This window comes from Halodesulfovibrio sp. (genome assembly GCF_025210605.1).
GTDB lineage: Bacteria > Desulfobacterota > Desulfovibrionia > Desulfovibrionales > Desulfovibrionaceae > Halodesulfovibrio.
In genome coordinates this window covers 1-24908 of the sequence record NZ_JAOARI010000005.1, presented here as the reverse complement: position 1 = coordinate 24908, position 24908 = coordinate 1, and the positions used below count along the sequence as shown (strand labels likewise).

At 44.4% G+C, this 24908-nt stretch carries 21 protein-coding genes and 1 rRNA gene; 7 read left to right on the top strand and 15 right to left on the bottom strand.

Translation table 11 applies throughout. The features are described 5' to 3' along the window. Positions 1-268 precede the first annotated feature (268 nt). The 9 genes from htpX to N4A56_RS02335 all read right to left on the bottom strand — a co-directional run bounded on the left by htpX (position 269) and on the right by N4A56_RS02335 (position 10157). Positions 269-1120, bottom strand: coding sequence for a zinc metalloprotease HtpX (gene htpX, locus N4A56_RS02375; protein ID WP_295544816.1), 852 nt, complete (start codon positions 1118-1120; stop codon positions 269-271). Between the two features lie 258 nt (positions 1121-1378). Then, on the bottom strand, positions 1379-2362 hold the full coding sequence (locus tag N4A56_RS02370) for a 4Fe-4S binding protein (protein WP_295544814.1): 984 nt from the start codon (positions 2360-2362) through the stop codon (positions 1379-1381). A gap of 620 nt (positions 2363-2982) precedes the next feature. Beyond that, a complete protein-coding gene (locus N4A56_RS02365) occupies positions 2983-3687 on the bottom strand; it encodes a phosphoribosylanthranilate isomerase (protein ID WP_295544812.1) in 705 nt (234 codons plus the stop codon). 9 nt (positions 3688-3696) lie between these two features. After that, positions 3697-4518, bottom strand: coding sequence for a histidinol-phosphatase (locus N4A56_RS02360; RefSeq protein WP_295544810.1), 822 nt, complete (start codon positions 4516-4518; stop codon positions 3697-3699). A gap of 13 nt (positions 4519-4531) precedes the next feature. Next, entirely contained in the window at positions 4532-4816 is a 285-nt protein-coding gene (locus N4A56_RS02355; protein WP_293668564.1) for a late competence development ComFB family protein, read from the bottom strand. A gap of 174 nt (positions 4817-4990) precedes the next feature. Continuing rightward, positions 4991-5872: a phosphate ABC transporter permease PstA gene (gene pstA, locus N4A56_RS02350; RefSeq protein ID WP_295544818.1), complete on the bottom strand. Its 882-nt coding sequence runs from the start codon at positions 5870-5872 to the stop codon at positions 4991-4993. Between the two features lie 49 nt (positions 5873-5921). After that, on the bottom strand, positions 5922-6815 hold the full coding sequence (gene pstC / locus N4A56_RS02345) for a phosphate ABC transporter permease subunit PstC (protein WP_295544809.1): 894 nt from the start codon (positions 6813-6815) through the stop codon (positions 5922-5924). Between the two features lie 83 nt (positions 6816-6898). Next, positions 6899-7705, bottom strand: a complete 807-nt coding sequence (locus N4A56_RS02340; RefSeq protein WP_295544807.1) for a phosphate ABC transporter substrate-binding protein — start codon at positions 7703-7705, stop codon at positions 6899-6901. 193 nt (positions 7706-7898) lie between these two features. After that, the gene (locus tag N4A56_RS02335; RefSeq protein ID WP_293668570.1) at positions 7899-10157 is read right to left on the bottom strand and encodes a DUF3536 domain-containing protein; all 2259 of its coding nucleotides are present in this window, start codon (positions 10155-10157) and stop codon (positions 7899-7901) included. 158 nt (positions 10158-10315) lie between these two features. Between N4A56_RS02335 and N4A56_RS02330 the strand changes: the two genes are divergently transcribed. Then, complete coding sequence (locus N4A56_RS02330) at positions 10316-11065, top strand: Tfp pilus assembly protein PilF (protein ID WP_295544805.1); 750 nt, start codon at positions 10316-10318, stop codon at positions 11063-11065. Positions 11066-11179: 114 nt separating this feature from the next. Here the strand turns inward: N4A56_RS02330 and greA are convergent, their stop codons facing one another. Next, the gene (gene greA, locus N4A56_RS02325; protein WP_293668572.1) at positions 11180-11653 is read right to left on the bottom strand and encodes a transcription elongation factor GreA; all 474 of its coding nucleotides are present in this window, start codon (positions 11651-11653) and stop codon (positions 11180-11182) included. A 668-nt stretch (positions 11654-12321) separates the two neighbouring features. Between greA and N4A56_RS02320 the strand changes: the two genes are divergently transcribed. From N4A56_RS02320 to N4A56_RS02300, 5 genes are all read left to right on the top strand, one after another. Next, positions 12322-13620 carry a (Fe-S)-binding protein gene (locus N4A56_RS02320; RefSeq protein WP_293668574.1) on the top strand — a complete coding sequence of 433 codons (1299 nt, stop codon included), beginning with the start codon at positions 12322-12324 and terminating at the stop codon, positions 13618-13620. Between the two features lie 166 nt (positions 13621-13786). Then, positions 13787-14494, top strand: a complete 708-nt coding sequence (locus tag N4A56_RS02315) for a Bax inhibitor-1/YccA family protein (RefSeq protein WP_295544803.1) — start codon at positions 13787-13789, stop codon at positions 14492-14494. A gap of 127 nt (positions 14495-14621) precedes the next feature. Further along, positions 14622-15830 carry a tetraacyldisaccharide 4'-kinase gene (lpxK, locus tag N4A56_RS02310; RefSeq protein ID WP_295544802.1) on the top strand — a complete coding sequence of 403 codons (1209 nt, stop codon included), beginning with the start codon at positions 14622-14624 and terminating at the stop codon, positions 15828-15830. 70 nt (positions 15831-15900) lie between these two features. Then, complete coding sequence (gene rnr / locus N4A56_RS02305) at positions 15901-18060, top strand: ribonuclease R (protein WP_295544800.1); 2160 nt, start codon at positions 15901-15903, stop codon at positions 18058-18060. A gap of 308 nt (positions 18061-18368) precedes the next feature. Then, entirely contained in the window at positions 18369-19268 is a 900-nt protein-coding gene (locus tag N4A56_RS02300; RefSeq protein ID WP_295544798.1) for a DUF6268 family outer membrane beta-barrel protein, read from the top strand. Between the two features lie 317 nt (positions 19269-19585). Here the strand turns inward: N4A56_RS02300 and N4A56_RS02295 are convergent, their stop codons facing one another. From N4A56_RS02295 to rdgC, 5 genes are all read right to left on the bottom strand, one after another. Continuing rightward, a complete protein-coding gene (locus N4A56_RS02295; RefSeq protein WP_295544796.1) occupies positions 19586-21187 on the bottom strand; it encodes an AAA family ATPase in 1602 nt (533 codons plus the stop codon). Between the two features lie 78 nt (positions 21188-21265). Then, the gene (locus N4A56_RS02290; RefSeq protein WP_295544794.1) at positions 21266-22102 is read right to left on the bottom strand and encodes an ABC transporter permease; all 837 of its coding nucleotides are present in this window, start codon (positions 22100-22102) and stop codon (positions 21266-21268) included. After that, on the bottom strand, positions 22102-23097 hold the full coding sequence (locus N4A56_RS02285; protein WP_293668585.1) for an ABC transporter permease: 996 nt from the start codon (positions 23095-23097) through the stop codon (positions 22102-22104). Before N4A56_RS02285 ends, N4A56_RS02290 begins: the two co-directional genes overlap by 1 nt. A 51-nt stretch (positions 23098-23148) precedes the next feature. Further along, positions 23149-23679: a hypothetical protein gene (locus tag N4A56_RS02280; protein WP_293668581.1), complete on the bottom strand. Its 531-nt coding sequence runs from the start codon at positions 23677-23679 to the stop codon at positions 23149-23151. A gap of 8 nt (positions 23680-23687) precedes the next feature. Then, positions 23688-24302 (bottom strand): recombination-associated protein RdgC, encoded by a 615-nt coding sequence (rdgC, locus tag N4A56_RS02275; protein WP_293668583.1) that lies wholly within the window; start codon positions 24300-24302, stop codon positions 23688-23690. A gap of 500 nt (positions 24303-24802) precedes the next feature. Here rdgC and N4A56_RS02270 point away from each other — a divergent pair. Further along, positions 24803-24908: ribosomal RNA gene (locus tag N4A56_RS02270) — 16S ribosomal RNA — on the top strand; the annotation flags it as partial.

Below are 24908 nucleotides of genomic sequence, written 5' to 3'. Positions count from 1 at the left end.
GTAAGGGGGATGTCCATAAACGGAAGATTTTATATGGAGGCGAGGAATGTTTTTCCCTGAGATAGGCGCGGGTAAGGTAGGCAGACTAACGTTGGGTATGTTCTTGGCACGTAAAAAAAGGTCTCGCAATTGCGAGACCTTGATTAATGTCGATACGTACAGTTTTCTGGTGATGAAAAAGGCTGGGCTAACCTTTTAAGCCAAACTGTACTCATTTTTTGTTCTGCACAGAGTTGATTCACCCTGATACTGAACAAGGCAACGGTGGCTATCTGTGTGCCATGTTGCGAAGTCGGCTGACACGTTCCTCAATAGGTGGGTGCGTGCTGAAAAGTTTTGCCATGTTCGCGCCATTGAATGGATTTACAATGAACATATGGGCAGTTGCTTCCCCGCCGTGTTGCATTGGTACCTGTTGTGAGTATGCGTTAAGCTTTTCAAGCGCGGAAGCTAAGTACAATGGGTTTCCAGAAAGCTGTGCGCCTGTATCATCAGCAAGATATTCGCGGGAGCGGGATATAGCAAACTGAATGAGGCTTGCGGCAATAGGCGCTACGAACGCAAGCAGCAAAGCAGCAAACGGGTTTGATCCTTCTTCGTCGTCGCCACCTGCAAAACCGAAAATTGCGGCAAACTGCATAAAGTTAGCGATGCTGACGATTGCTGATGCCATAACGCCTGCAACAGATTGGATAAGAATATCACGGTTCGTGATGTGCCCAATCTCATGTGCCAGCACACCTTTCAATTCTTCTGTAGAAAGCAGCTGCATGATGCCCTGTGTTACTGCCACTACGCCATGTTCAGGGTCACGTCCGGTTGCAAAGGCGTTCGGCGCCTGCTCTGGGATAACACAGATGCGTGGTTTAGGAATATTTGCTTTGTATGCAAGTTCTTCAACAATCTGGTGCAGCATAGGGGCATCGTGCGGCCCTACTTCCTGTGCACCGTACATGCGCAGAACAATTTTATCTGAATACCAATAGCTGCCTACGTTCATAATAAGCGCCAGTGCAAAAGCGATGATGATGCCGCCCTTACCGCCCAAGGCACCGCCGAGGACGATAATAATACCGGAAAGCAGCGCGAGTAACATCATTGTTTTTAAGTTGCTTGTCATTGTTATCGAGTCTCCTTGCGAAAATGATCGTTGACTGAATGAATATGAATACCTTCTTATCCAGAATGTATAAGACGTACCAGAGAAAAGGCAACCTTTTGTGTAGAAAAGCTTATGGCGGTGTGTGTGTTTTATTGCTTGCTGCGCATAAAAATTACGTTTTGGCGCTTTGGTTTTGCTAGAGGCTGGTTACGCTTGATACCATAGAAAAGACCGCAATCAGTATGTAACAGATTGCGGTCTTTATATGTTCAAACGCTATTTGTTGAAAATCATCATATGGAATTTTTGAATGATATGTGGTGGAGCATCGGAGTACCAGTGTCCAGTGAATACGGCTATGCCATAGAAGAGTAGCAACACACAGATGCACCCCACAGCAATAATTGCGACTGGTGTTTTTTTATTGAAAAAACTGGTGGTGAGGCAATCAGGTACAGGACATACCCCCACGCATTCTGTGCAGCCTATACAGTCTGGGGAATGAACAAGTTCCCGTTCATCAACATGAATAGCAGATGGACATATTTTTCTACATTTGCCGCACGAAATACATGCTTCCGGGTTACGTTTAATCGCGGTTGGGCTGAAGGTTGAACATAATCCTAACAGTGCGCCATAAGGACACAAGAAACGACACCAGAAGTTACGTATAAACAGTGAACTCACCGTAATACTTGCCAAGATAATGAGCGTGGTTGCTGATGGCGAAATAAAAAAAGCGAGCATTTTAGAGTCAGCAACGTAGTTGTATGGAAGTGTCAAAAAGCTTTCAATTTGACGAGCACTCATTTTGATAAGAATAAAGTAGGCAAATCCTGCAAGTAAAATGTATTTTGGTGCAGCGAGAATCCGTTCTACTTTGACAGGTAACTCTTTTTGTAAGCCAAATTTGCGCCCCAATTGCTCAACAAGGTTGGATGCAAAACCTACAGGACAGATGTAGCCACAGAAGCTTTTGCGGAAGAGTAAGGACATCCAGATAAAAGCAAAAAAGAGGGTTAATCCTGCGGGGTGCACCATATCCCATTTGTGCCGAAGAATAAATTGCTTGGCTGCCATGAGGGCGCTGATAGGTAAAAACGCTTCAACTGAAGGAGGTTTTGCTACGAAAACAGAAGATTGTCCGGTCGCCCACATGAAGTGTTGAAACAAACGGAACCCGATAAAAAGACAGAAAAAAAGAAAAAAACATTGGATAACGCGCCGGAGAATATGGGGCGTTATAATCTGTTGAGACATAGTCTACAAACCTCATCTACAGTTAGTGAAAAAGCAGCATTGCTATGCGATAATTATATTCCAATATGCTGCTGTATCTGTCAGCTGTGCGACAAAAAAGATAAAACATACCTTAGGATAACGAAAGGTAATGTCTTTTTTTACTTGGTTGCATCGAATTTGTGTAATGCATGGCAGATATTTTTGTAACAACGAAAGAGTTTCGTGGAGCATAAAATCAAACGATACAGGCACAGCATGCGTAGCTGTTAACACGAAAAAACTCGCTCTAAGAGCGAGACCATAATGAAATATTGAGAGTAATGGTGTGATTCGGAGCACAAAAAAAGGACATGTACTACGTAAGTTCATGTCCCAGATAGACCGGTATACCGGTTACTTTGCCACTAGAAGCAAAGTACAACGGTACTTAGCTTGATTTTTTGATGTAGTACAATGCGCCCAGCACTGCGAATAATCCAATGAAAAAGTAAACAAAATCCATCCTGCTACTCCTTGTCTGTTGAGCCTGCCAGCTCATAAAAAAAATTTAACCCACGCAGGGTACATACTGCAAATTACGGTAATTAACAAGAAGAGAGAAGTGCCGCATGTGCCCTGATTACTTGGCAGAGACGCGATTAATCGCGCAGTTTTACGAAGGCTTTTGCTGCTTCTTTTACAAAGGAGTGTACCAGTGGGCGGCTTTTTCTACCAGAGGAGTCTTCAACGCCTGTATGGGCGTCTACGCCTGCTGGCTTTACGTTGAGAATGGCTTCAGCAACATTATTTGCAGTAAGCCCACCAGCAAGAATGACAGGATGTGGTGAGTGCTGTACTAGCAGGGCAGAAATGTTCCAGTCATGCGTTAACCCTGTAGCACCGTCTGCTCCGGTTGCGGGATTGTGGGTGTCCGTAATGTACGCATCAACATAGAGTGCAGTTTCATCCACTGTGTGGAGTAGGGCATCCTTGTTGCTTCCATCACTCTTTACTACAAGTGATTTAATAACGAAGAGTTGCGGAGCAAGCTCTGCAAGTTTTTGCAATTCAGATGTTGCAATCTCTCCATGTAATTGAACATGGGTAACATCAAGTTCTTTACAGAATTGAATGATAGCATCTGCTTTGTCTAAATATGTGATGCAGACAGGAAGAATCTGGGCACGAATCTGTTTAATCAGGTCACGCGCTTCACCTTCTGTCAGGTCTTCTTTATTAACTGGCAGCCGCAACGGTAGTCCGACGCTATGCACGCCGCAGTCTGCAAGCATCTGTGCTTCTTGCACGTCATGCACACCAGCAATCTGTATGAAACCATTGAACGTAGAATTTTTATGTAGCATGGTTATCAGTTAAAATGGTCGAGAATGCATTTTGCCATTCTTAAAATAAACACTTTCGGAGTATCCAAAACGTCGCGCGTATTCTTCCAGTTTGTCAAAGCTATAGGCAACGGACATAGTGGAATGGGCGTCGGAACCGAAGGTGATAGGCAGCTCAAGCTTGCTCGCGATTCCCATCACGGTTTCACATGGGTAAATTTCCTGACAGAGTTTACGGATTCCGGCAGAAGAAATTTCCATAGACATTCCAGCATCACGTACCGCAGTCAATGCTTCTGTCACCAGCTGTTGCGCTTCCTTTGTTGCAATCCATTGTGAAAAGTAGCTGCAAGAAAAGATTTTAATGATATCAGGGTGTGCGATGGTGTTAAAAATGCCCGTTCGCGCCATGGTGACCATTGTGTTGAAGTATTTTTCGTAGATGGCTGTCAGTTCGTCGTCTTTAAGGGATTCCCAATCAGCTTTTGTGTAGTCGAAGCCCCAGTTTTCTAAAAAATGGATGCCACAGAGCACATAGTCATAAGAATTTTTCGCAAGCTCTGCACGTATGAACTCTTCATTCCCCTCCATCCAGTCCATCTCAATACCTAGTAGAACAGTAACGCCGTCATTATTATTTTTTAAGGCGGTTACCTGTTCGATATAGATGTCCCAATGTGCTGCCAGATGCTCCCGATATTCACGGGGGTAATCCATACCGGACGGACGTGCTGAATGTTCCGAAAAGCCGAACACCTTCAAGCCTTTTTCAAGGGCAGCATTATACATTTCTTGAGGTGTCGCTTTGCCGTGGGAATATTTTGTGTGAATATGGGTATCGATGGAGATCATAAGTAATTCTCAACTACACTTTTGGATTTTCTACCACAATGGCAAATGCCTTACGGACGGCATCTTCAATTTCCGCATCCCGAACAGGGTCGCGCAGCACTATTGTTCCCTGTTGTGCGTACCGTGCTGGTAACGCATTTAATGACAGGGCATAGATATCAAAAAGATCTTTTTTAGAAGGCTTGTAGTATGGAGGGGTCTCCATAACCTTCTTCATAATTTTGATTACACGGCTTTCATTTCTGTTACGAATTTCATAAAAATCTACGTCATCCAAAAGATATTTGTTATTTGGCATAGCAGCCCCCTGCATTTTTTTTCAAAATACACACAATATTGGCAGGTAGCAACGGATAACACGAGAAGTGTTAATGCTAACGATGGGTTTTCGAGGAAAGGGATATAGGGGAGCGCCCGCAAATAGTATATCTGCGGGCACGACATATAGACAAGGCTGAGTCTGAAGGAGCCGTTATGAAAGCTTACGTTGCATACGGGAACGGAGCATAATGGCAAAGAAATTCATGCTGAGAACTAATGCAATAAGTACAAGCGCAGTGCCGTACTGCAAGTGCCTTGTTTGCTCAATGTTAGTCCCTGCTGTTGCCAGTACATAAATATGGTATGGCAAAGCCATTACACTGTCGAAAATAGATTGTGGCAAAAGTGGTGAGAAAAACATTGCTGCGGTAAACATGATAGCTGCGGTTTCGCCAGCAGCACGTCCGACAGAAAGAATTGCTCCTGTAAGAATGCCCGGCGCAGCGGAAGGAAGAACAATACGATAAATAGTCTGCCATTTTGTAGCACCCAGCCCGAGAGACGCTTCTCTATACGTTGGGGATACGCTCCGCAATGCCTCTTCTGAAGCACCGATAATAAGCGGAAGAACAAGCGCAGCCAGCGTAAGCATTCCGGCAAGCAAGGAAACACCCATGCCGAGCATTGTCACAAATAACGAAAGACCGAATAGACCGAATACAACAGAAGGAACACCAGCAAGGTTGTTAATGGCAAGCCGTATAATATGTACCACCTTACCGGGCTTAGCGTATTCATGCAGGTAGATCGCAGTAGCAACGCCCCAAGGGAGTGCAATAAGCATGGAACCATAGGACAGCGCAATGGTTCCAAGAATACATGGGAAAATGCCGCCTTGGGTCATTGCTTCGCGTGGGCTTTCTAATAAAAATTCCAATGAAATAGCAGGGGCACCGAAATACAGGACAAAACCGCAGATAACAGCAAGAGCAAGAGCATTGATCGCCACACTTACTTTAAAAAGTGTGAACATAATCGTTTGCATAATGTGACGTAGATTGTTGGCTTCGGACGTTTCGGGCATATGCTGCATTATGGATGTGCTTGTAGGTTCTGCTAACTGTGACATACTATTTCTCCCGTTATAAGGTCGCTGTTCCGGTCTGTTTTTTCTTTTCGGCTATGTATGCAGCAAGAATGTTAAATACTAAGGTGAACAGGAACAGAACCATGCCTGTAGCGAATAGTGCGTAGTAATGTTCGCTTTGGAATGGTGCTTCTGCCATTTCAGCAGCAATAGATGCAGGCATTGGGCGTACTGGGTCAAACAGAGAAGAAGGTGTCATTGCGGCACCGCCAGCGACCATGAGAACAACCATAGTTTCACCTATAGAGCGTGCCATTCCTAAAATAACCGCAGTGCTGATTCCTGATAGCGATGCAGGGATGACAACGTTGGCAATAGTCTGCCATTTGGTAGCGCCCAATGCGAGAGAGGCAGCTCTAAGTTCTTCTGGCACACTGTAGATTGCGTCTTCAGCAATAGAGGTAATGGTAGGTACTGCCATAAATGCCAGCATGACAGATGCATTGAATAGGTTAAGTCCCGTCGCAATGCCAAAACAGTCTTGAAGTAACGGTGCGATAACAACCATACCGAAGAAACCAATTACCACAGAAGGTAACGCTTGTAGCATCTCCACTAGTGGCTTGATGATAGTACGCATGCGCGGTGTCGCAATTTCAGCGAGATAAATTGCCGTCATTAACCCTAGAGGGATAGCGATGCAGGAAGAAAGGGCTGTTACCGCAAGTGAGCCTGTGATCATTGGTAGTATGCCGAAATCCGCTGGGTCATCGGTAGGATACCAGTAAGAACCGAATACAAAATCCGGCACAGACACATGCTGAAAAATTGGTAATCCCTCCATAATGAGAAAAACCATTATGAGGGTAAGAACGAGAATGCTTGTTGAAGCAATGGCAAAAAAACTACCATGAATCGCCATCTCTCTCTGTTGTCTCGAAATCCGCATAGTATGCCCCCAAGAGTGCAGATGCATGAAGCCTGCCTTTCCACTGTGTCGCAGAAAGGCAGGCTGGTGTTATCAGCTGTGTGTTAGCGGCGGATAAAGCCCGCTTTTTCTACGAGATCCTGACCTTTAGGGGAGAGGATAAATTCAACAAGCTTGGATGCTTCAGGAGAAGGGGCGGAAGAAGTATAAATCTGTAACGTGCGTGCTACAGGGTATGACTTGTCTTTTGCTGTGGCAGCGCTGCCTACAATACCGTCTACAGAAAGAGGCTTTACGGAATCGTTGATGTAGCCAATGCCATCATATGCAATGGCATTTTTGTTTTTAGATACCGCCTGCAACACTGCGCCGGAGGAAGCTTGAAGCAGCGCACCGGGGAATACGCGGGCTTTTTGCATTACGATTTTGTGCCATGTCTCGTAGGTGCCGGAAGACGTGTCACGGGAAATAACGACGATTTTACCATCTGTGCCGCCAACTTCTTTCCAGTTGGTTACTTTACCTTCGTAAATAGCCTTTAGTTGAGCTGAGGTAAGGTTATTTATCGGGTTAGATGGGTGTACGATAGGGATAACAGCATCCAAAGCGATGATGTGTTCAACAGGAGTGAGTTTTTTGGATTCAGCAAGCTTGATTTCTTTACCCTTCATCTTGCGGGATGCCATGGCAACATCGGTACTGCCATCCAGAAGTGCTTTGATGCCGTTTGATGAGCCACCGCCTGAAACAGCAACCGGAATACCGGTTTCTGCAATAAATGCTTCCACAGCACCCTGCATAATTGGCAGCACAGTGGTAGAGCCTTTTACAGTTACAGTGTTATTTGCAAAAGCAGGGACAGCAAGGCAGATAATCAAAAAGGCAGTCAGAATATAATTCCAAGGACGCATGATATTTCCTCCAAGATTGAAAGCATTGTTTCGTTGTTGTGATGGGAGGAAATTAATGAACCCGTGTGACAAAAGAGTGTCGCATGTTGCACAAGTCTGTGTCGCAATGTGATAACTTTGTGACTCGTTTTTTAACCATAAAAAGAAAAGGATGGAGGGGATATCCTCCATCCTTTTTGTGCTTAGTGTGGTGCTATGGCAGTTCTAAGTTGACGAATCGGGCGATCTTTCGGATATACGGATCATGTTGTTTTTCCTGCCACAGGAAGTAAAGCAGATCGTCCATTGGAGCATACGGGAACAACTCTCGCGCTCGTTCAAGAATGCCTGTTGTTTTAAAGTACGCCGGATCGTCATCGGACAACATTCGGATTATTTTTGCTTCTACTTTTTTGAGCGTCATTACAGGGTCATACTGCTTGCGGGTAATCCATTGCTGCAAGTAGTGGCGCAAGCATGCAATCTGTTTTGTTTTTAACTGCACTTCGCAGTGCTCAGAGAAAATGTAACCTTCAATCAGAGCAGGGCACACTACATCCCATAGATGTCCTGCCGGTTGATCTTTTTGTCCTTCTGTCCATGTTTCAAACAAGACTGTGGCGTCCAGACCGAGTGGAGTATATGTTGCTATAAGATCATCAAGAACATGCTGCATAAAATGCACAGTGATAGATTGCCGCTTGTTGCGCGGCAGCGCTGTGTAAATACAACTCTGGGCGCCTTTGTTTTCGATTGTAGCTGTGACAGTGGAGCTGTTCATAAATCCGGCTGGAAGCTTGGCGTACTGCCAGCTTATGTTGATACCGAAGGTGGAGTCTTTCCAGAACATAATTGCTTTTCCAGAAAAATGGTTGTCCTCGATATTTTCCGGCGTAACCTTGACCGTAATGTTACTCCATGTGACGAGATAGGTCTTTCCTTTTTGCGGGAAGTAATTGTCATTGCTAAGGAGTAGTAGCGCCTGTAGCAAAATAGAGGCTTCAGATTCTCTGCGTGGCAAAATCCTTTCATATAACAGTTCTTTTCCTGTTTCGTGTCCTTTTTTATTAGAGACTGCGTCTGCAAGAATTTCGGCAAAATCATCGAGTCTTGTATGCCCTTCGAACTCCGCTAGAATATCAAGAGCATGCAGTGCAAATGAGAGCGCATTCTTGGGTTCAATGCGGGTTAATTCATCAAAAAACCATGCACAGCTTGCAAAGCCAGAGAGTGCCTGTTCCTGCATAAATAGGAGAAGGATTGCTTCATGGCGTTGCTGTTCACTAAGCCTTCCGCGGGCATGTTTGGAAAGAAATTCGTCCCAGTGAGTGCTGCCGGAAAGGACGTGCCCATATTCGCAGAGTGCTTTTTCCGGTGCTTCGTAATAGTCACCAGCTTTTAAATCGAAAAAGTTATCCACGCATTCTTTCATAAAATTCATGGCGTCGCGTAATGGTCTGCGCCACTCTTGTTGCCATTCAGGATGCCCTCCGGCTGTACAGCCGCAGTTACTGCGCCAGCGTTCAACGCCGTGCGAACAGCTCCACGCGGAGGGTTGATGCAGGCGCACTTTTTGTTGCGGTGGGTTGCTGGCAAGAAATGCCGCCAGATTGGTAAGTTCTATGCCATCGCGGGCAGAGCGTGCATTGTCAATGACATGTGCAAGTGCCATTTCGCCAAATTTGAAATGATGACCGTAGGTTTCCCCGTCTGTGCTAACTGTCAATATGCCGTTGTTAGAAAATGATTTGATTTTATTCCAGAAAGTGTCTCCATTGGAGAGTAATTTTTCAAAGGCGACAGCCTGCGAAATAGCGGCATCATAAAAGAATATAGCAATGGAACGACCACTTGGAAGATCTACTCTGTATGGGATGGACGTATCAAATGTGTCGCCATTAATATTGTACCATTCTCCATTATCTTCTAATGCATCTGCTTGATGCGGAGATAGGATAGTAAATTTGATGTCATGCTTTGCCAGTGTTTCCAGCGTAGGAGTATCCACAGCGCATTCAGCAAGCCACATGCCTTCGGGCTTGCGTTCGAAGCGTTTTTCAAAATCTTGAATCGCCCACTGGACTTCAAGATCTTTATCGCGTTCCTTTGCAAGTGGAAGAATTGTGTGATGGTATATTTGTGCTATGGCATTGCCATGTCCGAATCTTCGCATGCTGGATTTATCTGCATCAATAATGCGTTGATAGATTGCAGGGAATGCAGTTTCCATCCAACGCATGAGAGTAGGACCTACATTAAAGCTGATCCATTCATAACAATTGACTAGTTCTATAATGTGGCCGTCGCTGTTAAGTCGTTTTGCAAATGCAAGAGGAGTATAACTTTCGCGTGTTATACGTTCATTCCAGTTTAACATTGGCGCGGCGCTACCTTCGGGCATGATTTCGCCAAGCCACGGGTCTTCGCGAGGGGGCTGGTAAAAGTGACCGTGAATGCATAGATAACGGGACATATATCCTCCGTAATGCTTCAATTCGGAAAATTGTACCATAAAAGGATGACATATGCCCGTTAGCATGATTATGTAACGGCATAACAACACTGTATGGTTAATTTATTCTGTATTAACAGGTTGTAGTCAGCATATTTTACTTGCTGAGAGGGATGAACATGAATGGAAGCCATGAGAAGCAGCCTATTCGGGGGGCTTTTTCTGTTACCAAGCTGATTCGAGTTGGTTTTGGGGCTACGAAACGAGCAAATAAAGTTTCAGTAATGGTATATGCAGAGCAGGAAGGTAATGGAGATATTACCATTTGGAAGCTCAATAAAAATCATATTCCGTTTGAAAAATACGATAAAGTCTCGTTTGATATTTTGATGGCTGAGTATTCTCCTGAGCCTGCTTTTTATCAGGAAAAGATTTTTCCTGCGATGCGTAAAGTAGCTCAGGGTATTGCCAGAGGTGAGCGCTTGCGAGTAAATGGACAGCCGTACGGGGCTGAAGTTGAGTTTCTACAAGTGCTGGAAATGGATGAGGCGAATGTTCGCGCAACATTCGGTCTTGGTCTTACTTATCTTGATAGAAATGAAACCGATAAAGGGCAGCAAGTTTTTTCTAAACTGGTTGGTATTGAAGCCGCATTCAGTGAAGAACATAAACATATGTTCAATGAGTTTGGAATTAAGCTTCGAAAAAACAAGCTGTTTGCCGAAGCATTACAATTTTACAGTAGAGCACAAAAGCTTTCGAAGCTGGATGAACACTTGCTGTATAATATAGGGCGAGTGCTTATTGAAATTAAAGAGTATGAAAAAGCACGTGTCATGTTGGCTAAGGCAGTAGAAGTTAATTCTGAGTTTGCAGAAGCCTTGAAAGTACTTGAGCTGCTGGACAAAAAACTGAAAAAAACAGCGTAATCCGACATTCAGAAAGTTGAATGTAAAAAAGCCATGCCTCATCATGATATAATGATGAGGCATGGCTTTTTCTCTTAGCAGAGACAGTGATGGCATCCAATGGATGCCCTGCTACTAATGATCGAATTCAATAGAAACGATTTCGTAAGAAATACGTCCTTTAGGTGCGTTTACAACAAATTCGTCGCCTTCTTCTTTGCCGAGCATTGCTTTGCCGACAGGAGAAAGTGCGGAAATGCTGCCATTCTGGTAGTCTGCTTCGTCTGGACCGAGCAGAGTGTATTTTTTCACTTCGCCAGAATCAAGGTCTTCAATCTCTACAGTTGCACCAAAGGTTACTTTGTCGCCGCCGAGAGTTTTGAGATCGATAACATTGTAGCGAGCCATCTGTGATTCAATGTAGGAGATGCGTGCTTCGAGCATGCCCTGACGTTCACGTGCAGCGTCGTACCCAGCGTTTTCACTGAGGTCGCCTTCTTCACGAGCTTCTTTAATAGCCTGAATAACTTCAGGACGCTCTTTTTTCAGAGCCTCAAGCTCTTTTTTTACTTTTTCAAAGCCTTCAATAGAAATAGGAATACTGCTCATCATTTTTCCCTTAAAAAATTCTTTCCTGCTTTTTTCCAGCGATCAGGATACCGCTTCTTCTCCACAAGAAAAAGCGCCCGACAGTGCGGGCGTAATTCTCAGGTAGAACATACTTGGCGACTGGTCAAGTATGTAGTTGTAGAAGATGGTAGAATGTACCAGAAAATAACAGCTTAGTATTCGTGTTATTCTCAAATGAAATAAATTGTGCAACCAGTTTGTTTGCGCTGCAAAATACCAATAAAATCATGTTGATGTCAATAAAATGCAAAGTTAACCGGTTTCATTGATAATCAGTATGACGGAAAGCAAAAATGCTGTTAAGAGGATGGTGAACCGCTATGCGAAGAATGTATAAAAGAGGTTGCGCCACTTTGAAGTGCGTAACCTTTCGGGATTGGCGACTATTTTAGTTCTTCTACAGCCTGTTATTATTTATGCATTGTTTACTATAAATTAGATGCTATAAAAAATGTAGGTAGAACTGCAATAAAGAGTGCAATAACTTTTAGTGTGCACATATTTTTCAGGTAAAAATATGAATTATGAAGGAAGTTGCGTTCTTTATCTTGTCTCAGGCGCTAACCCATTATAGTAGAGCGTAATCCGCTTTGTTTTTTTAACGCAACACAAAGAGCAGCGCTAAGCGGTTAAGGAGTAAATGTAATATGTCAGATTCAAAGCAGCATCCTGAGAAGGAGTGCGGTGGTTCTTTCATAGAAAGTGTAGCTGATCTGCTGCCGGAAGGTGGCAACCTCAACATGTGTCTTACTTGTGGTGCTTGTTCTGCAGGCTGTCCCGCAACTGGACTTGAGGATATGGATCCACGCAAATTCTTGCGTCTTGCTGCACTGGGTATGGATGAAGAAATCACCTCTACCCCTTGGGTATGGATGTGTACCATGTGTCAGCGGTGTACCTATGTCTGCCCAATGCAGATTAATATTCCGCAGCTCGTGTACCAGGCTCGTCAGGCTTGGCCGCGCGAAGACCGTCCTACAGGTATTATTAACTCTTGTGACGTGGCCTTACGTAACCCTGGTCACAGCGCAATGGGTGCTTCCTCTGAAGACTTTAAGTTTGTAGTGGAAGATGTTCTTGAAGAGGTGCAGACCGAGCAGGAAGGTATGGAAAAACTTGCCGTACCGTTTGATGAGCTTGGAAAAACCTACTACCTCAACCAGAACTCCCGTGAGCCGGTAACTGAGCCGGATGAAATGGTTCCGTTGTGGAAAATTATGAACATCGGTACCGGTGATGACTGGACATACGGCTCTAACGGTTGGGCTGCTGAGAACTATTGTATGTTCGCAGCTGACGATGAGTCATGGGAAAAAATTGTTCGAACCAAAGTTAAGGCTGTGGAGGACCTTGGCGCCAAAGTTTGGCTCAACACCGAGTGAGGCCACGAACTTTACGCACTCCGGTCCGGAATGCAGAAATTTGGTATCGAGCCTAAGTTTGAAATTGAGTCTATTATCCTTCTTTACGCTCGCTGGATTCGCGAAGGTAAACTGAAGGTTAACTCAGACTGGAACGTTAACAACGTTAAATTTACCGTGCAGGATCCATGTCAGTTTGTCCGTAAAGGATTTGGTGACATGGCTGCGGATGAGTTACGTTTTGTTATCAAAAAAGTTGTCGGTGAGGAGAACTTTATTGATACATGGCCTAACAAGTCCAACAACTACTGTTGTGGCGGTGGTGGCGGATCCTTACAGGCAGGTTACGCCGAAGCACGTCGCCATTACGGCAGAATCAAAAACGAGCAGATTGTTAAGACTGGTGCGCCTTATGTCATCGCACCTTGTCATAACTGCCACTCGCAGATTCATGACCTCTCCGAACATTACGGAGCAGGGTACCACGTTGTTCACCTCTGGACACTTATCGCCCTGTCCTTAGGTATTCTTGGTGAAAACGAACGTGAATACCTTGGCGAAGATCTTCGCAACTGTGGTCTGTAATTAGACTGCAACGTACGCCCATAGAAAGCCCGGTCAAATTTGACCGGGCTTTTTGTTTACAGAATGATCTGTATTGATAAACTTGCAATACAGGAGTGGGCTTGATACCGTAATCTCTACGGATTAAAAAAGAACCAAGAGACTATAAATAATTCCGGAGGATGGAATGTTAGGACGAAATATAGCCGCACCTGACGTGCGTCGTGCTGAACTGGTAAATACATATCTTCGTGGTGTGTACGGCTGGATGATGCTGGGGCTTCTCGTAACTGCTGTGTTTGCATTTTTAACTGCAACAACACCAGCTGTTCAGCAGCTTGTTTTCAGTAGCCAACTTACCTTTATCGGGTTAATTATCGCTGAATTTGGGCTGGTTATGTACCTGAGTGCTCGTATTGCTAAACTTTCTGCTGGTGCTGCAACCGGTTTGTTTTTGCTTTACAGTGCCCTTAACGGTGTGACCTTGTCTGCTATTCTTCTTGTGTATGCATCCAGCACTGTATTCTCAGCATTTTTCACTGCTGCGGGTATGTTTGGCGCAATGAGCCTTTACGGTATGACAACTAAGCGTGACCTTACAAGTATGGGCAGCTTTATGATGATGGGGCTGTTCGGCATTATCATCGCTATGGTTGTTAATATTTTCATTGGCTCAAGCATGATGCAGCTTGTTATCAGCGCTATCGGTGTAATTGTATTTACCGGTTTGACCGCATACGATACCCAGCGCCTTGCCGAAATGGGTGAGTCCATGCCTGCAAACGATGCAACAGCAGTACGCCGCGGTACAATTCTCGGTGCACTTACCCTGTATCTTGATTTTATCAACCTTTTCCTTATGTTGCTTCGCTTGTTTGCAGCAACTCGTGACTAAATAATTATAGCTGTTGCTGACATCTGACGATTAGAGGGGAGAGCCATACAGGCTCTCCCCTTTTTATGCTTCATATTTTGATGTCAGAATATACACGTTATGAACCCGAAAGCCGTTAGGAGAGGCTATGTCTTCACTCCCGATGCAGCGTGCATTGTTTCCATTGTTATATCCATTCAGTAAAATTTATTCATTTGCTATGTCGTACCGTCGCAGGCAGTATGAGTCAGGAGCGAAGGAGCAGTTTTCCCCCAGTGTCCCTTGTGTTTCCGTGGGGAATATTAGCTGGGGCGGAAGTGGCAAAACACCTGTTGTAAGCTGGTTGCTTGAATGGGCAGAACGCTACCATCATGTACCTGTTGTACTTACTCGTGGATATAAGGCGACACCGCCTAGAACACCGTACCTTGTCACACCTAAAAGCACTGCGGCACAAGCTGGTGATGAACCGTTGATGCTGGCGACGACTCACCAGAAAGCACATGTTGTTGTAGACCCTGTCCGAAAACGTTCGGGAGCGTGGGCGCAGAAACGTTTTAGACCGGAAATAATGATATTAGATGACGGGTTTCAGCATTTGGCTGTAAAACGTGATATAAATTTAGTATTGCTTAAGCCGGAAGATTTAACTTCTGAGTGGGACAAAGTTATTCCAGCAGGTTCATGGCGCGAAGATAAAAGCGCGTTGGCGCATGCGGATGCATTTTTGATCAAAACTGAATCCTTGGCACCGTTGAAAAGCGTTATTCGCGAACGGTTGGAACAATTTGGCGTGCCTGTATTCAGTTTTTCATTAGTTCCGCAAAACCTTGTGCCAATAAGCCTTGCAGCTACGGAAAAGTACGAAGAAGCAAGGGCAAAACAAATTCCTGTAACATTGGAGCACTATGTTTTATTCAACGGAGTAGGTGAGCCTCAGCAAGTTGAAGAAACAGCGAAACGGTTTATGAAACGTCCTCCGTATAAGCATCAGCGATTTGCAGATCATCATGCATATACGGAATCAGAAATTGCTGAAATGGGGAACATGGGATTCCCTCTTGTCTGCACGCCAAAGGATGCTATAAAAGTGCCGGATGTTCTGGGTATTGAAGTGTGGACGTTTGCCCTGCGTACAGAATTTGGTGACTCAATGTTTACAGGGAAATCCTTTGAAGACTGGTGGCATGACCAGTGGAATTTGTTGAGAAAAGGCTCTGGCATTCAAAGTAAAGCGACAAAAAAAGCACATGATGACTCTGCGTCAGGTGAATCTGACAAGGGTACATCCAAATCAGCACAGAAAAAATCGAAGTCAGCAACTGTCGCGCGTCCTAAATTGAAACACGAAAAATAATATAACAATAGCCACGGCATGTTTGGGGTGTTCACCGTGCTCCTTACTGTCGAGTGGTATAAGTATAAGAATGGTAAAAAAGAAAAAAAAGAAATCAGGTGAATGTCCGATTTCGCCGCAAAATATTCTGGAACTTTTTCGTGACGTGAAGCGTCCGTTAAAGATGAACGATTTCTATCGCTTTATGCACTTGAGCAAGCGATGGAGACGTGATCTTGAGGCGATGATTGATTATCTGGAAAAAGATGGCAAAATTATTCGCCTGCGCGGTGGTGCATGGGGGCTGACTAAAAACTTGCGCCTCATTACAGGCAGGTTGCAGGTGCAGCGCTCTGGTGTAGGATTTGTTTTGCCCGATGATAAGCGTCGTGCGGATATTTTTGTAGCGCCATCTGCCTTTGGCAACGCAATGCACGGTGATACTGTTGTTGTCGCATTGTTGCCGGGGCATAGAGGAAAGAATCAAGAAGGGCGCATTGTCCGTATTCTTGAGCGCGCACGTGATACCATTACGTGCCGCGTTATCAAAAAAATGGGGAAGGCAGGCTATATATGCCGCCCTACAGATTCTCGCCTGACGTTCTCCATTCTTGCAACTGGTGATGCCCTTGAGCGTCGTCCGCGTAAAAATGAGCTTCTTGTTGTTGAACCTAAAGAACAGGTTGAGCCGGGGCTTTGGTCTGCCGAAATTTTGGAAAGTCTTGGACACGAAGAAGACGGCAATGTGCAGGAACGTCTTGTTAAATTAAATCATGATATTCCTACAGAGTTTCCTGAAGATGTTGTGGAGGCAGCAAAAGGGTTGCCGGATGTTCCATCGGAAGAAGATTTTGCTGATCGCATTGATCTGCGTAAGCTGGATTTTGTGACCATTGATGGTTCCACTGCTCGTGACTTTGATGATGCCGTTTATGTTGAAGAGCAGCGCGACGGATATCGGTTGTGGGTTGCTATTGCAGATGTCAGCCACTACGTGCAGGAAGATTCCGTTCTCGATCAAGAGGCAGTAGATCGCGCAAACTCATATTATTTCCCGCAATCGGTTGAACCAATGTTTCCAGTGGCGTTGTCGAATGGGTTATGTAGCTTGAACCCTCGTGTACCGCGTCTGGCTATGGTTGCCGAAACATATTTTTATGCAGACGGCAGCTATGGAAAATCTAAATTTTATCCTGCGGTTATTCAGAGTAAAGCTCGTTTGACGTACAGTCAGGTAAAGCGTGCTTTGCTTGATAAGGATGAAAAAGAACGGGCTGTTATTGCTCCAGTTCTTCCAATGCTTGAACGTGCCGAAGAGCTTGCACGAGCACTGAAGCAGAAGCGTGACGAGCGCGGAAGTTTGGACTTTGATGTGCCTGAGGCTCTTGTAACCTTTGATGTTGCAGGTGACCCTATCGCAATTGACCGTAAGGTTCGACACTTTGGTCATATGATGATCGAAGAGTTTATGATTGCGGCTAACGAAGCTGTTGCACGATTCCTTACAGAGGCGAAGATTCCGTTTTTGTATCGAGTGCACCCTGAGCCGGAATTGGATAAGCTTTCAGGGTTATTTAAAATGTTGCATCGAACAGAGCTGGGCGAATCTTTCCCTAACGAGCCGACCCCTGAAAACTTGCAAGTAGTTCTGAAGCTGGCGGCAGGTACCGAGCAAGAGTTTGTGGTTAACCGTCTTACGCTTCGTACAATGATGCAGGCGCAGTACACTCCGGCACATCAAACACACTTTGGTCTTGCCTCAGATTGTTATTGCCACTTTACCTCGCCAATCCGTCGCTATGCTGACTTGATAGTGCACCGTGCTCTTAAACGTGCGTTGGGCGTAAAAGGGTATGAGCATGTGCGCGGTACAGATAAGATTCAAGCAATAGCTGAACATCTTAATAAGCGCGAACGTGTGGCTATGGAAGCAGAGCGAGAAATTCTGAAACGTATTACTGCGTTGTATATGCTGAGTCAGGTCGGTGCAGAATTTACCGGTGTTATCTCCGGTGTTGCAGAATTTGGCTTTTGGGTTGAGCTTGAAGAGGTCATGGCAGAGGGTATGGTTCGGCTTTCGAGCATTGACGATGACTATTATGTATACCTGTCTGAAAGAAATGAACTTATTGGTGAAAGAACGGCGCGTAGATTTGCCTTAGGGCAGGTTGTAAAAGTTTGGCTTTATGATGTGAATGTTGCACGAATGGAGATTAACTTGAAGTTGCGCGAAGAAGACGTCGCTGATTAGGTTCTACACATAGTTACCTGTAAAGGGTTCGCAAAAGTTGCGAACCCTTTTTTTTATGCAAAAGAGTATCTGAATTGTTTATATGAACTATCTCATAATGTTAGATAGATACTTCTTGTTGGTAGCTTTTCTGTGCGGTACGCATGTACTAATAAAAAAAGATGATATGAATGATAGTTGACTGTAATTTTTATGTTAAATTTAATTATAGAATAGAATGTCAATATTTAAGAAAAGAGGGGTTGCAGTTTTTTATTTAGAAACGTATTTGTAATGCGAATATTACTGATACTGAAAAAGGTTTTACAATGAAACGATTGTTTTTATGTATGGCTTGTTCTTTTTTACTCATACTTTCTGCAAGTTATGGACTTTGTGCAGAAGGACAAGTTGTGCCCTCTTCAAAAGATATGTCTCATGGTGGAGAAGTATCAATTGAAAAACAAGCTCCATCAAACGTTGAAGCACGTAATATTGCAAAATCATATTCAATAAAAAGAACTCAACCTTCTGGTTTTTATTTCAATACTTCCAAAGCGTCTGGCAGTGATGTGTTTTCATGGCAAAATACAGAGAGGATGGCGCTTGGAGGTGCTGGAGCGAATATTTCGTGGGATTCTCTAGAGTACGCTGCTGCGGGACTTTCTTCTGAAGTTTCATTAGGGCAAAACGGAGTATTTTTGTACGGGTTGGAACTTGCGCGTCAATATGAGCGTGAGAATCCAGAGGTAGGAAACTTTTCTGCATCAGGCACTATGGCATACGGCTATCGCTTTGATGAGAACATGATGCTCAAATTTGGAGCGACGGGAAAGTTGACTTCAGTTAACTCTACAGTGCTTCCTGTTTTGGGGGTAAGCTATTTTGACGGAACATGGGATGTTTCAGTCGGCTTTCCAGAAACAAATGTTACGTACCACATGACGGATGCGCTTTCTCTTACCGCTCTGGCTAAGTATGATTCCCAAACCTACAATTTATCTGAGCCTAACCCTGCTTATGATGAGGGCTATGTAGAGATTAGCAAGGCAACTGCGTCGTTGCGTGCGAACTGGAGCCCGCTTGAAGATTTTCAATTGAGCTTAGGACCGGAAATGTATTTTGCTCGCAGCACGCGTTTTTATGATGCGGACGGAGATCCACAGGGAGGCACAGATGACTCTGATGTGGGGTATGGCGTGCGGGCTGGAATGTCTCTTGCGTTTTAATTCTATTGGAATCTATTAACTTTTCCAGAATTAACCAACATAATTGACTGTTACTATTATTGGGCTTGCATCATGTCGAAAGACGCACCTTTTCTTAAATCTAAAAAAAACCGCTTCTACTGAAGCGGTTTTTTTATGTTACATTCTTTTTGATAACCTATTGTTCGCGCTGAAGCTTATCCTTCGCATCTTCTCGCGTAATGGGGGATGCAATCCACATCAAGTCCCTTGCCCGCCGGAGGCATTTCTTACCAGACTTCGGCGTAACTACCTAAAAATCAAAGTAGCTGAAGCCGATTTGAACATACAATTCTGCACTATCCTGTGCCGAGCAATTCCCTTGCGAGCGCTTCCCCTTGCTGACCACCGCCAGCCATGCGCTCGTACTCGTTGCGGATGCCTGTAGGTGAGAGGGCATCGCAACTGGTGAATGTTTCACTACCGCGAACATCCTTACATACGAGAAAATGCTTTTCCGCTCGCGCTGCCAGCTGTGGCCAGTGAGTAATCAAAAGCATCTGCTGTCCTGCTGCCAGCTTGGTGAGTGCATCAGCAACGTAATTGAGCGTAATCCCGCCTATGCCTGCGTCAACTTCGTCAAAAATCAGTGTCGGTGTTTCGTCCTTATTCATCAACCCTACGACAGCAAGGAGAAAACGGGAAAGCTCGCCGCCGGAGGCAATTTTGTCTAAAGGCTGCGGAGATTGTCCGGGGTTTGGAACCCATATTAATCGTGCTTTATGCTCAAAGCATTCTGAATAAATTTCTGTAGGTGTAAATTCAAATTCAACATGGACATGCTCTGAAAAACCGAGTGTTTTTAATTCGTTTTCAATAGCACGGCATAATTCGCTACCTTGTGTTTCGCGTAGCTTGTTGATTTGTTCCAGAATTTCTTGAAGGGTACCGCGAGCTTCATCTTCCTGTTTTTCAAGAAGAATAAGGTCAAGTTTACAGGTGTCCAAGAAAGTGAGATTTTCTTCGATCTCTTCCTGCATGTTTACTATTTCATCAAGAGATCGGTTCAACTTGCGTTTCAATTGTGCCAGCTCGTACAGGCGAGATTCAATCTCTTCAATCGAATCTTCATCAGGTCTGTTCATAGGCTGATTACGCAAGCGTGTTTCAATTTCTGTAAGAGTATGTCGGAACTCTAAAACACGCTCTGTGTCTGGAAGATACTCTGGAAGGTAACGGCAAACCGCATCAAGACTGTTTTCAAGCCTGCTCATGATTTCTGTCAGCGCACCATTGTCGGTATAAAAAAGCCCCAATGCATGCTCAACTGCTTCTTGAACAAGTCCTTGTTCACGAGTTTCTTGTTTTTTGGCTTCCAGTTCTTCTTCTTCACCTGCTTCGGGAGCGACTTTAGCAATTTCTTTTTGCTGAAATTCTAGAAAATCTCGCTTGTCTTCAAGGGTTCGTGCGCGTTCACGCAACTCCACTTGCTTTGCCGCAATGTCGCGTAATGTTTTTAAAACGCTGCTGCGTTCTTCAAGTAAATCTGGTCGTTGGATGTAGTCATTCAACAGTTTTTCTTGAAAAGAAGATTGAAGAAGTTGTTGTTGCCCGTGCTGGCTGGTGTGAACAAGCAATTTAGGTTTAAGCGCTCGTATTGTTTCCTGAGAGCTTAACTTATCATTAATATAGAGACGACTTCTTCCAGTAGCTGCAACTAGCTCTCTGCGAATGATATATTCTTCACCATCAATTATGAAAAGAGCTTCAACTTGTGCCTTTTCTTCCCCTGCACGCACTAAGTCTGCACGCATCTTTTCGCCAGTAAGAAAATTCAGCGCCTTGAGGATGAAACTCTTACCAGCACCTGTTTCGCCCGTAAGCACATTCATCTTTTCGGAAAACTCAAGTTCCACATCGTCAATTAACGCCAAATGACGGATTCGGAGAAGTTCGAGCATGTATACTTGCCTGTAAATATGTATGTAAAAAGTGAATAGTTGTTCAGGGATGTGCGCAGGGCTATATGAAAAAATACCTTACTGCTTCAAGCGTGGATCAAACAGATCGCGTAAGCTTTCACCAAGCAGATTGTACCCGAGCACGGTGATAAGTATTGCACAACCGGGAAAAATAGAAAGCCAAGGTGCTATTTCCAGTACTTGTTTTCCTTCTAGCAGCATATTGCCCCAACTTGCAGTGGGGGGTTGCACACCAAGACCAAGGAAGCTGAGTGCAGATTCTGTGAGAATTGCACCAGCTACACCAAGTGTGGCAGAAACAAGAACTGGTGCCAGAGCATTCGGTAAAATGTGGTGAGCAATGATGCGTGTTGAGGAAGCTCCAGCAAGACGCGATGCTGCAATAAAATCTCTTTCTCGAAGGCTCAGAGTCTCTGCACGGACAAGACGAGCTACGCCCATCCATGAAGTAAGACCGATCACTATCATTATATTAACCAAGCTTGGCTCAAGGAATGCGATAACAGAGAGAATGAGAAAGAAAGAAGGGAAGCACAGCATGACATCCACGAGTCGCATAATGGTTTCATCTACCCAGCCGCGAAAGTATCCGGCAATTAATCCGAGCACAAGTCCAATTGATATGGAAATACCGACAGCGACAAAACCGACCCAAAGAGAAATACGAGCACCGTGGAGCATGCGAGAGAAAATATCGCGTCCTAATGCATCGGTTCCCATAGGATGTGCCCAAGAAGGTGGCTGCAATATGTAGTCTAAATTGAGCATGTCTGGATCAAATGGTGAGATGATCGGTGAAAGTATAGCGGCGAAGGTCATAACCCCTACAATTACAAGACCGATGAACAGCATGCCGTATTTATCCCAGAAAGCACGGGAGGTAATAGAAAGCATTATGCACTACCCCCTGTATTCCGTATGCGTGGATCAGCAAGACCGTAGCACACGTCAGCAAGCATATTTCCTGCAAGGGTGAGCACAGCACCGAGTACAAGGTTCCCCATTATCATAGGATAATCTCTTGCCAGAACAGATGTATAAAAGAGTTGCCCCAGTCCCGGCAAAGCAAAAATGGACTCAATAATAACGGAACCACCAATTAGGCTCGGAACAGAAAGACCGAGGATAGTGATAACTGGAAGCAGGGCATTGCGAAGTGCATGTTTATAAATAACGGTATGTAAAGGAAGTCCCTTTGCTTTGGCTGTAAGAATAAAGTCTTGTCGCAAGACTTCCAGCATGGAAGAACGCATAAAGCGGGACATGCCTGCAAGGCTGCCGAACGTATATATAAAAATAGGCATAGCTAAATGCTGTGCCAAATCTCCGGCTTTCCCCCAAAAGGATAATTTGTCGTAATCCAGTGAGGTGAGTCCGGATATAGGCAGCCATTGCAGGTAAATACCGAAATAAAGCATCAGTAGAAGTGCAAGCCAAAAGCCGGGCATGGCAAAGCCAATGAAAACAAAGACCGTGCTTGCTTTATCAAACCATCGCCCTTGATAGTATGCAGCGCCTACACCAATAGGAACTGCAAAGAGCAGTGTCAGGATAAGTGAGGTGACGTTCATGCCGATAGTCAGCGGCATTCGCTCCTTAATTTTATCCCAGACCGGACGATGATCCCCAGACATAGATTTCCCAAAGTCAAACTGCACAATGCGTTTGACCCATCGGTAGTATTGAACATGCACTGGCTGATCCAGACCATACAAACGCTCAAGACGGGCACGGGTTGCCGCACCCACCTGTGGGTTTAACGTTGTTTGCAAATCGGTAGGAGAGCCGGGAGCAAGGTGGATAACCCAAAAACTGATGACTGTAATGCCAAGAAGAATCAGCATGGTCATGCCGATTTTCTTACAGATTCTGTATAAGATGCGGCGCATGATAACAGCAGAAGTTACCTCGCTCGCTGGCGCATGTTCCATAATTGGGTACTACTCCGAGTTGCTAAGCCACTGTCCCATTCTTTGAACAGTCTCTTTCCAGTCATTTGAAAGACGTGTTTCCAGAAAACTTCTGTACGCATCGTCTACCAGTGTAAGACAACTTTCAATAAGGAATATTTTTTCAAGGAATGGACCATCAACGTCGTCTTCCTCATTTGCATCTGCTTTTTCAACTTTAGGCGTTTTAAGACTACCTAGAGAAAAATCTTCAGCTTTAAGTGTAAGTTGCCATGCTTCAGTATCTTGTTCAATACGAATCAAGGCACGGGTTACCTTTTTACCCATGGATAGCCCGAGTCGAGCTTCTTTTAATTCAGAGGTGCTGCCGGAAACAGTAGCTGTTTCTAAGGTTTCACCTTCGCCGCCTTGTACAGATACACGTTGCTCAACATATAAATTGTACGGGCGTCCTTCTTTGGAAGTGAAGTTGCCGTTTGTTACTTCGCTTCTGAACCATAGCCAGGTTAAAAATTCCTGACCTAAAATTATATCAGTAGTCTGACCAAGATAATCTGCCATGATGTCTCCTATGCGAAGTGAGCCGGTTCAACGGTATCAAGTTTTTCTGCGATGTCTTCACCCATGAGTGAAACAGCAAGAGAGTATGGAGTCATTGGCTCAAGATCGATACCAAAGCTTTGAGCAAAATAGTCGACAAACAGTTCAAGAACTTTTGCCTGTGTGGATGCAAAGTAGACATCATTGGTCTGCATGTTCCAAACAACATGGAATTCCGCAGGGACTGGCAAAGTGCGCGCGCGAAGCTTGAGTTGTACTTGCTCTTTCAACTCTTTTTTGCGTTCGCGGGATACATATTTTTTACCTTGTTCTTTAATTTTGCGTTCTTCTTCTTTGATTGCAATCGCAACATGCTTTTTCATAACTGCTGCGGGGATGCGGCGTGTATCAAGGCGAAGAGAAAATGTTAGATATGCACCCTTCTCAGGCGGGGCAGTGTGCCAATAAGAATCTAACATATCATCAAAACATACCCAGCCCCAACCGCGTTCTTCCGCAGAGTCTTCAATTTCTTTGAAAGAAAATTGACGAAGCTTTTCAGGAATCTCTGGCCAAAGCTCTTTTGGCACAGGGTCTGTAATCTTATATCGAGTAAATGAAGTACTGGCGTTTAAAAAACCCATATTGTTCTCCTTAATGTATATGGGAGTGTGTAGCGCATCTTTGAGCAGTACGCCAGACTATAAGATACAACGTCTTTTGAGTGACATATGGAGAAAAGTAATTAAAAAACAAAATGTTAAAGAATAATAGTATAAAAAGTTAAAAAAGTTGTTGACTTGCAAAAGGAAAAGCGTAAATTCCCTCTCCGCTGCTTGTGAAGCGAAGAGTCGCTTTTCGAGTAACAAGACTTTTTTTGAAAACATGTTGACACGAATGTGTCGTTTTCGTAAAAAAGAATTCTGCGCTTTGAAAAACAAGTCAGGAAAAATGGTCAAAATTTTTAAAAAAATATGTTGACTAGATTTCAAAGGGTTGGCATAAACGCCATCTCGACGTGAGGCGAAAAGCCGAACGGAGCTTTGAAAAAGCTCTTTGACAATTAAATAGCGAATCGGATTGATTTAGAGATCAGCTAGCGTCATCCACTGTTTTACAGTGGATGTCACAATACAGAATTATTAAACTGGAGAGTTTGATTCTGGCTCAGATTGAACGCTGGCGGCGTGCCTAACACATGCAAGTCGAACGCGAAAGTTTCTTCGGAAATGAGTAGAGTGGCGCACGGG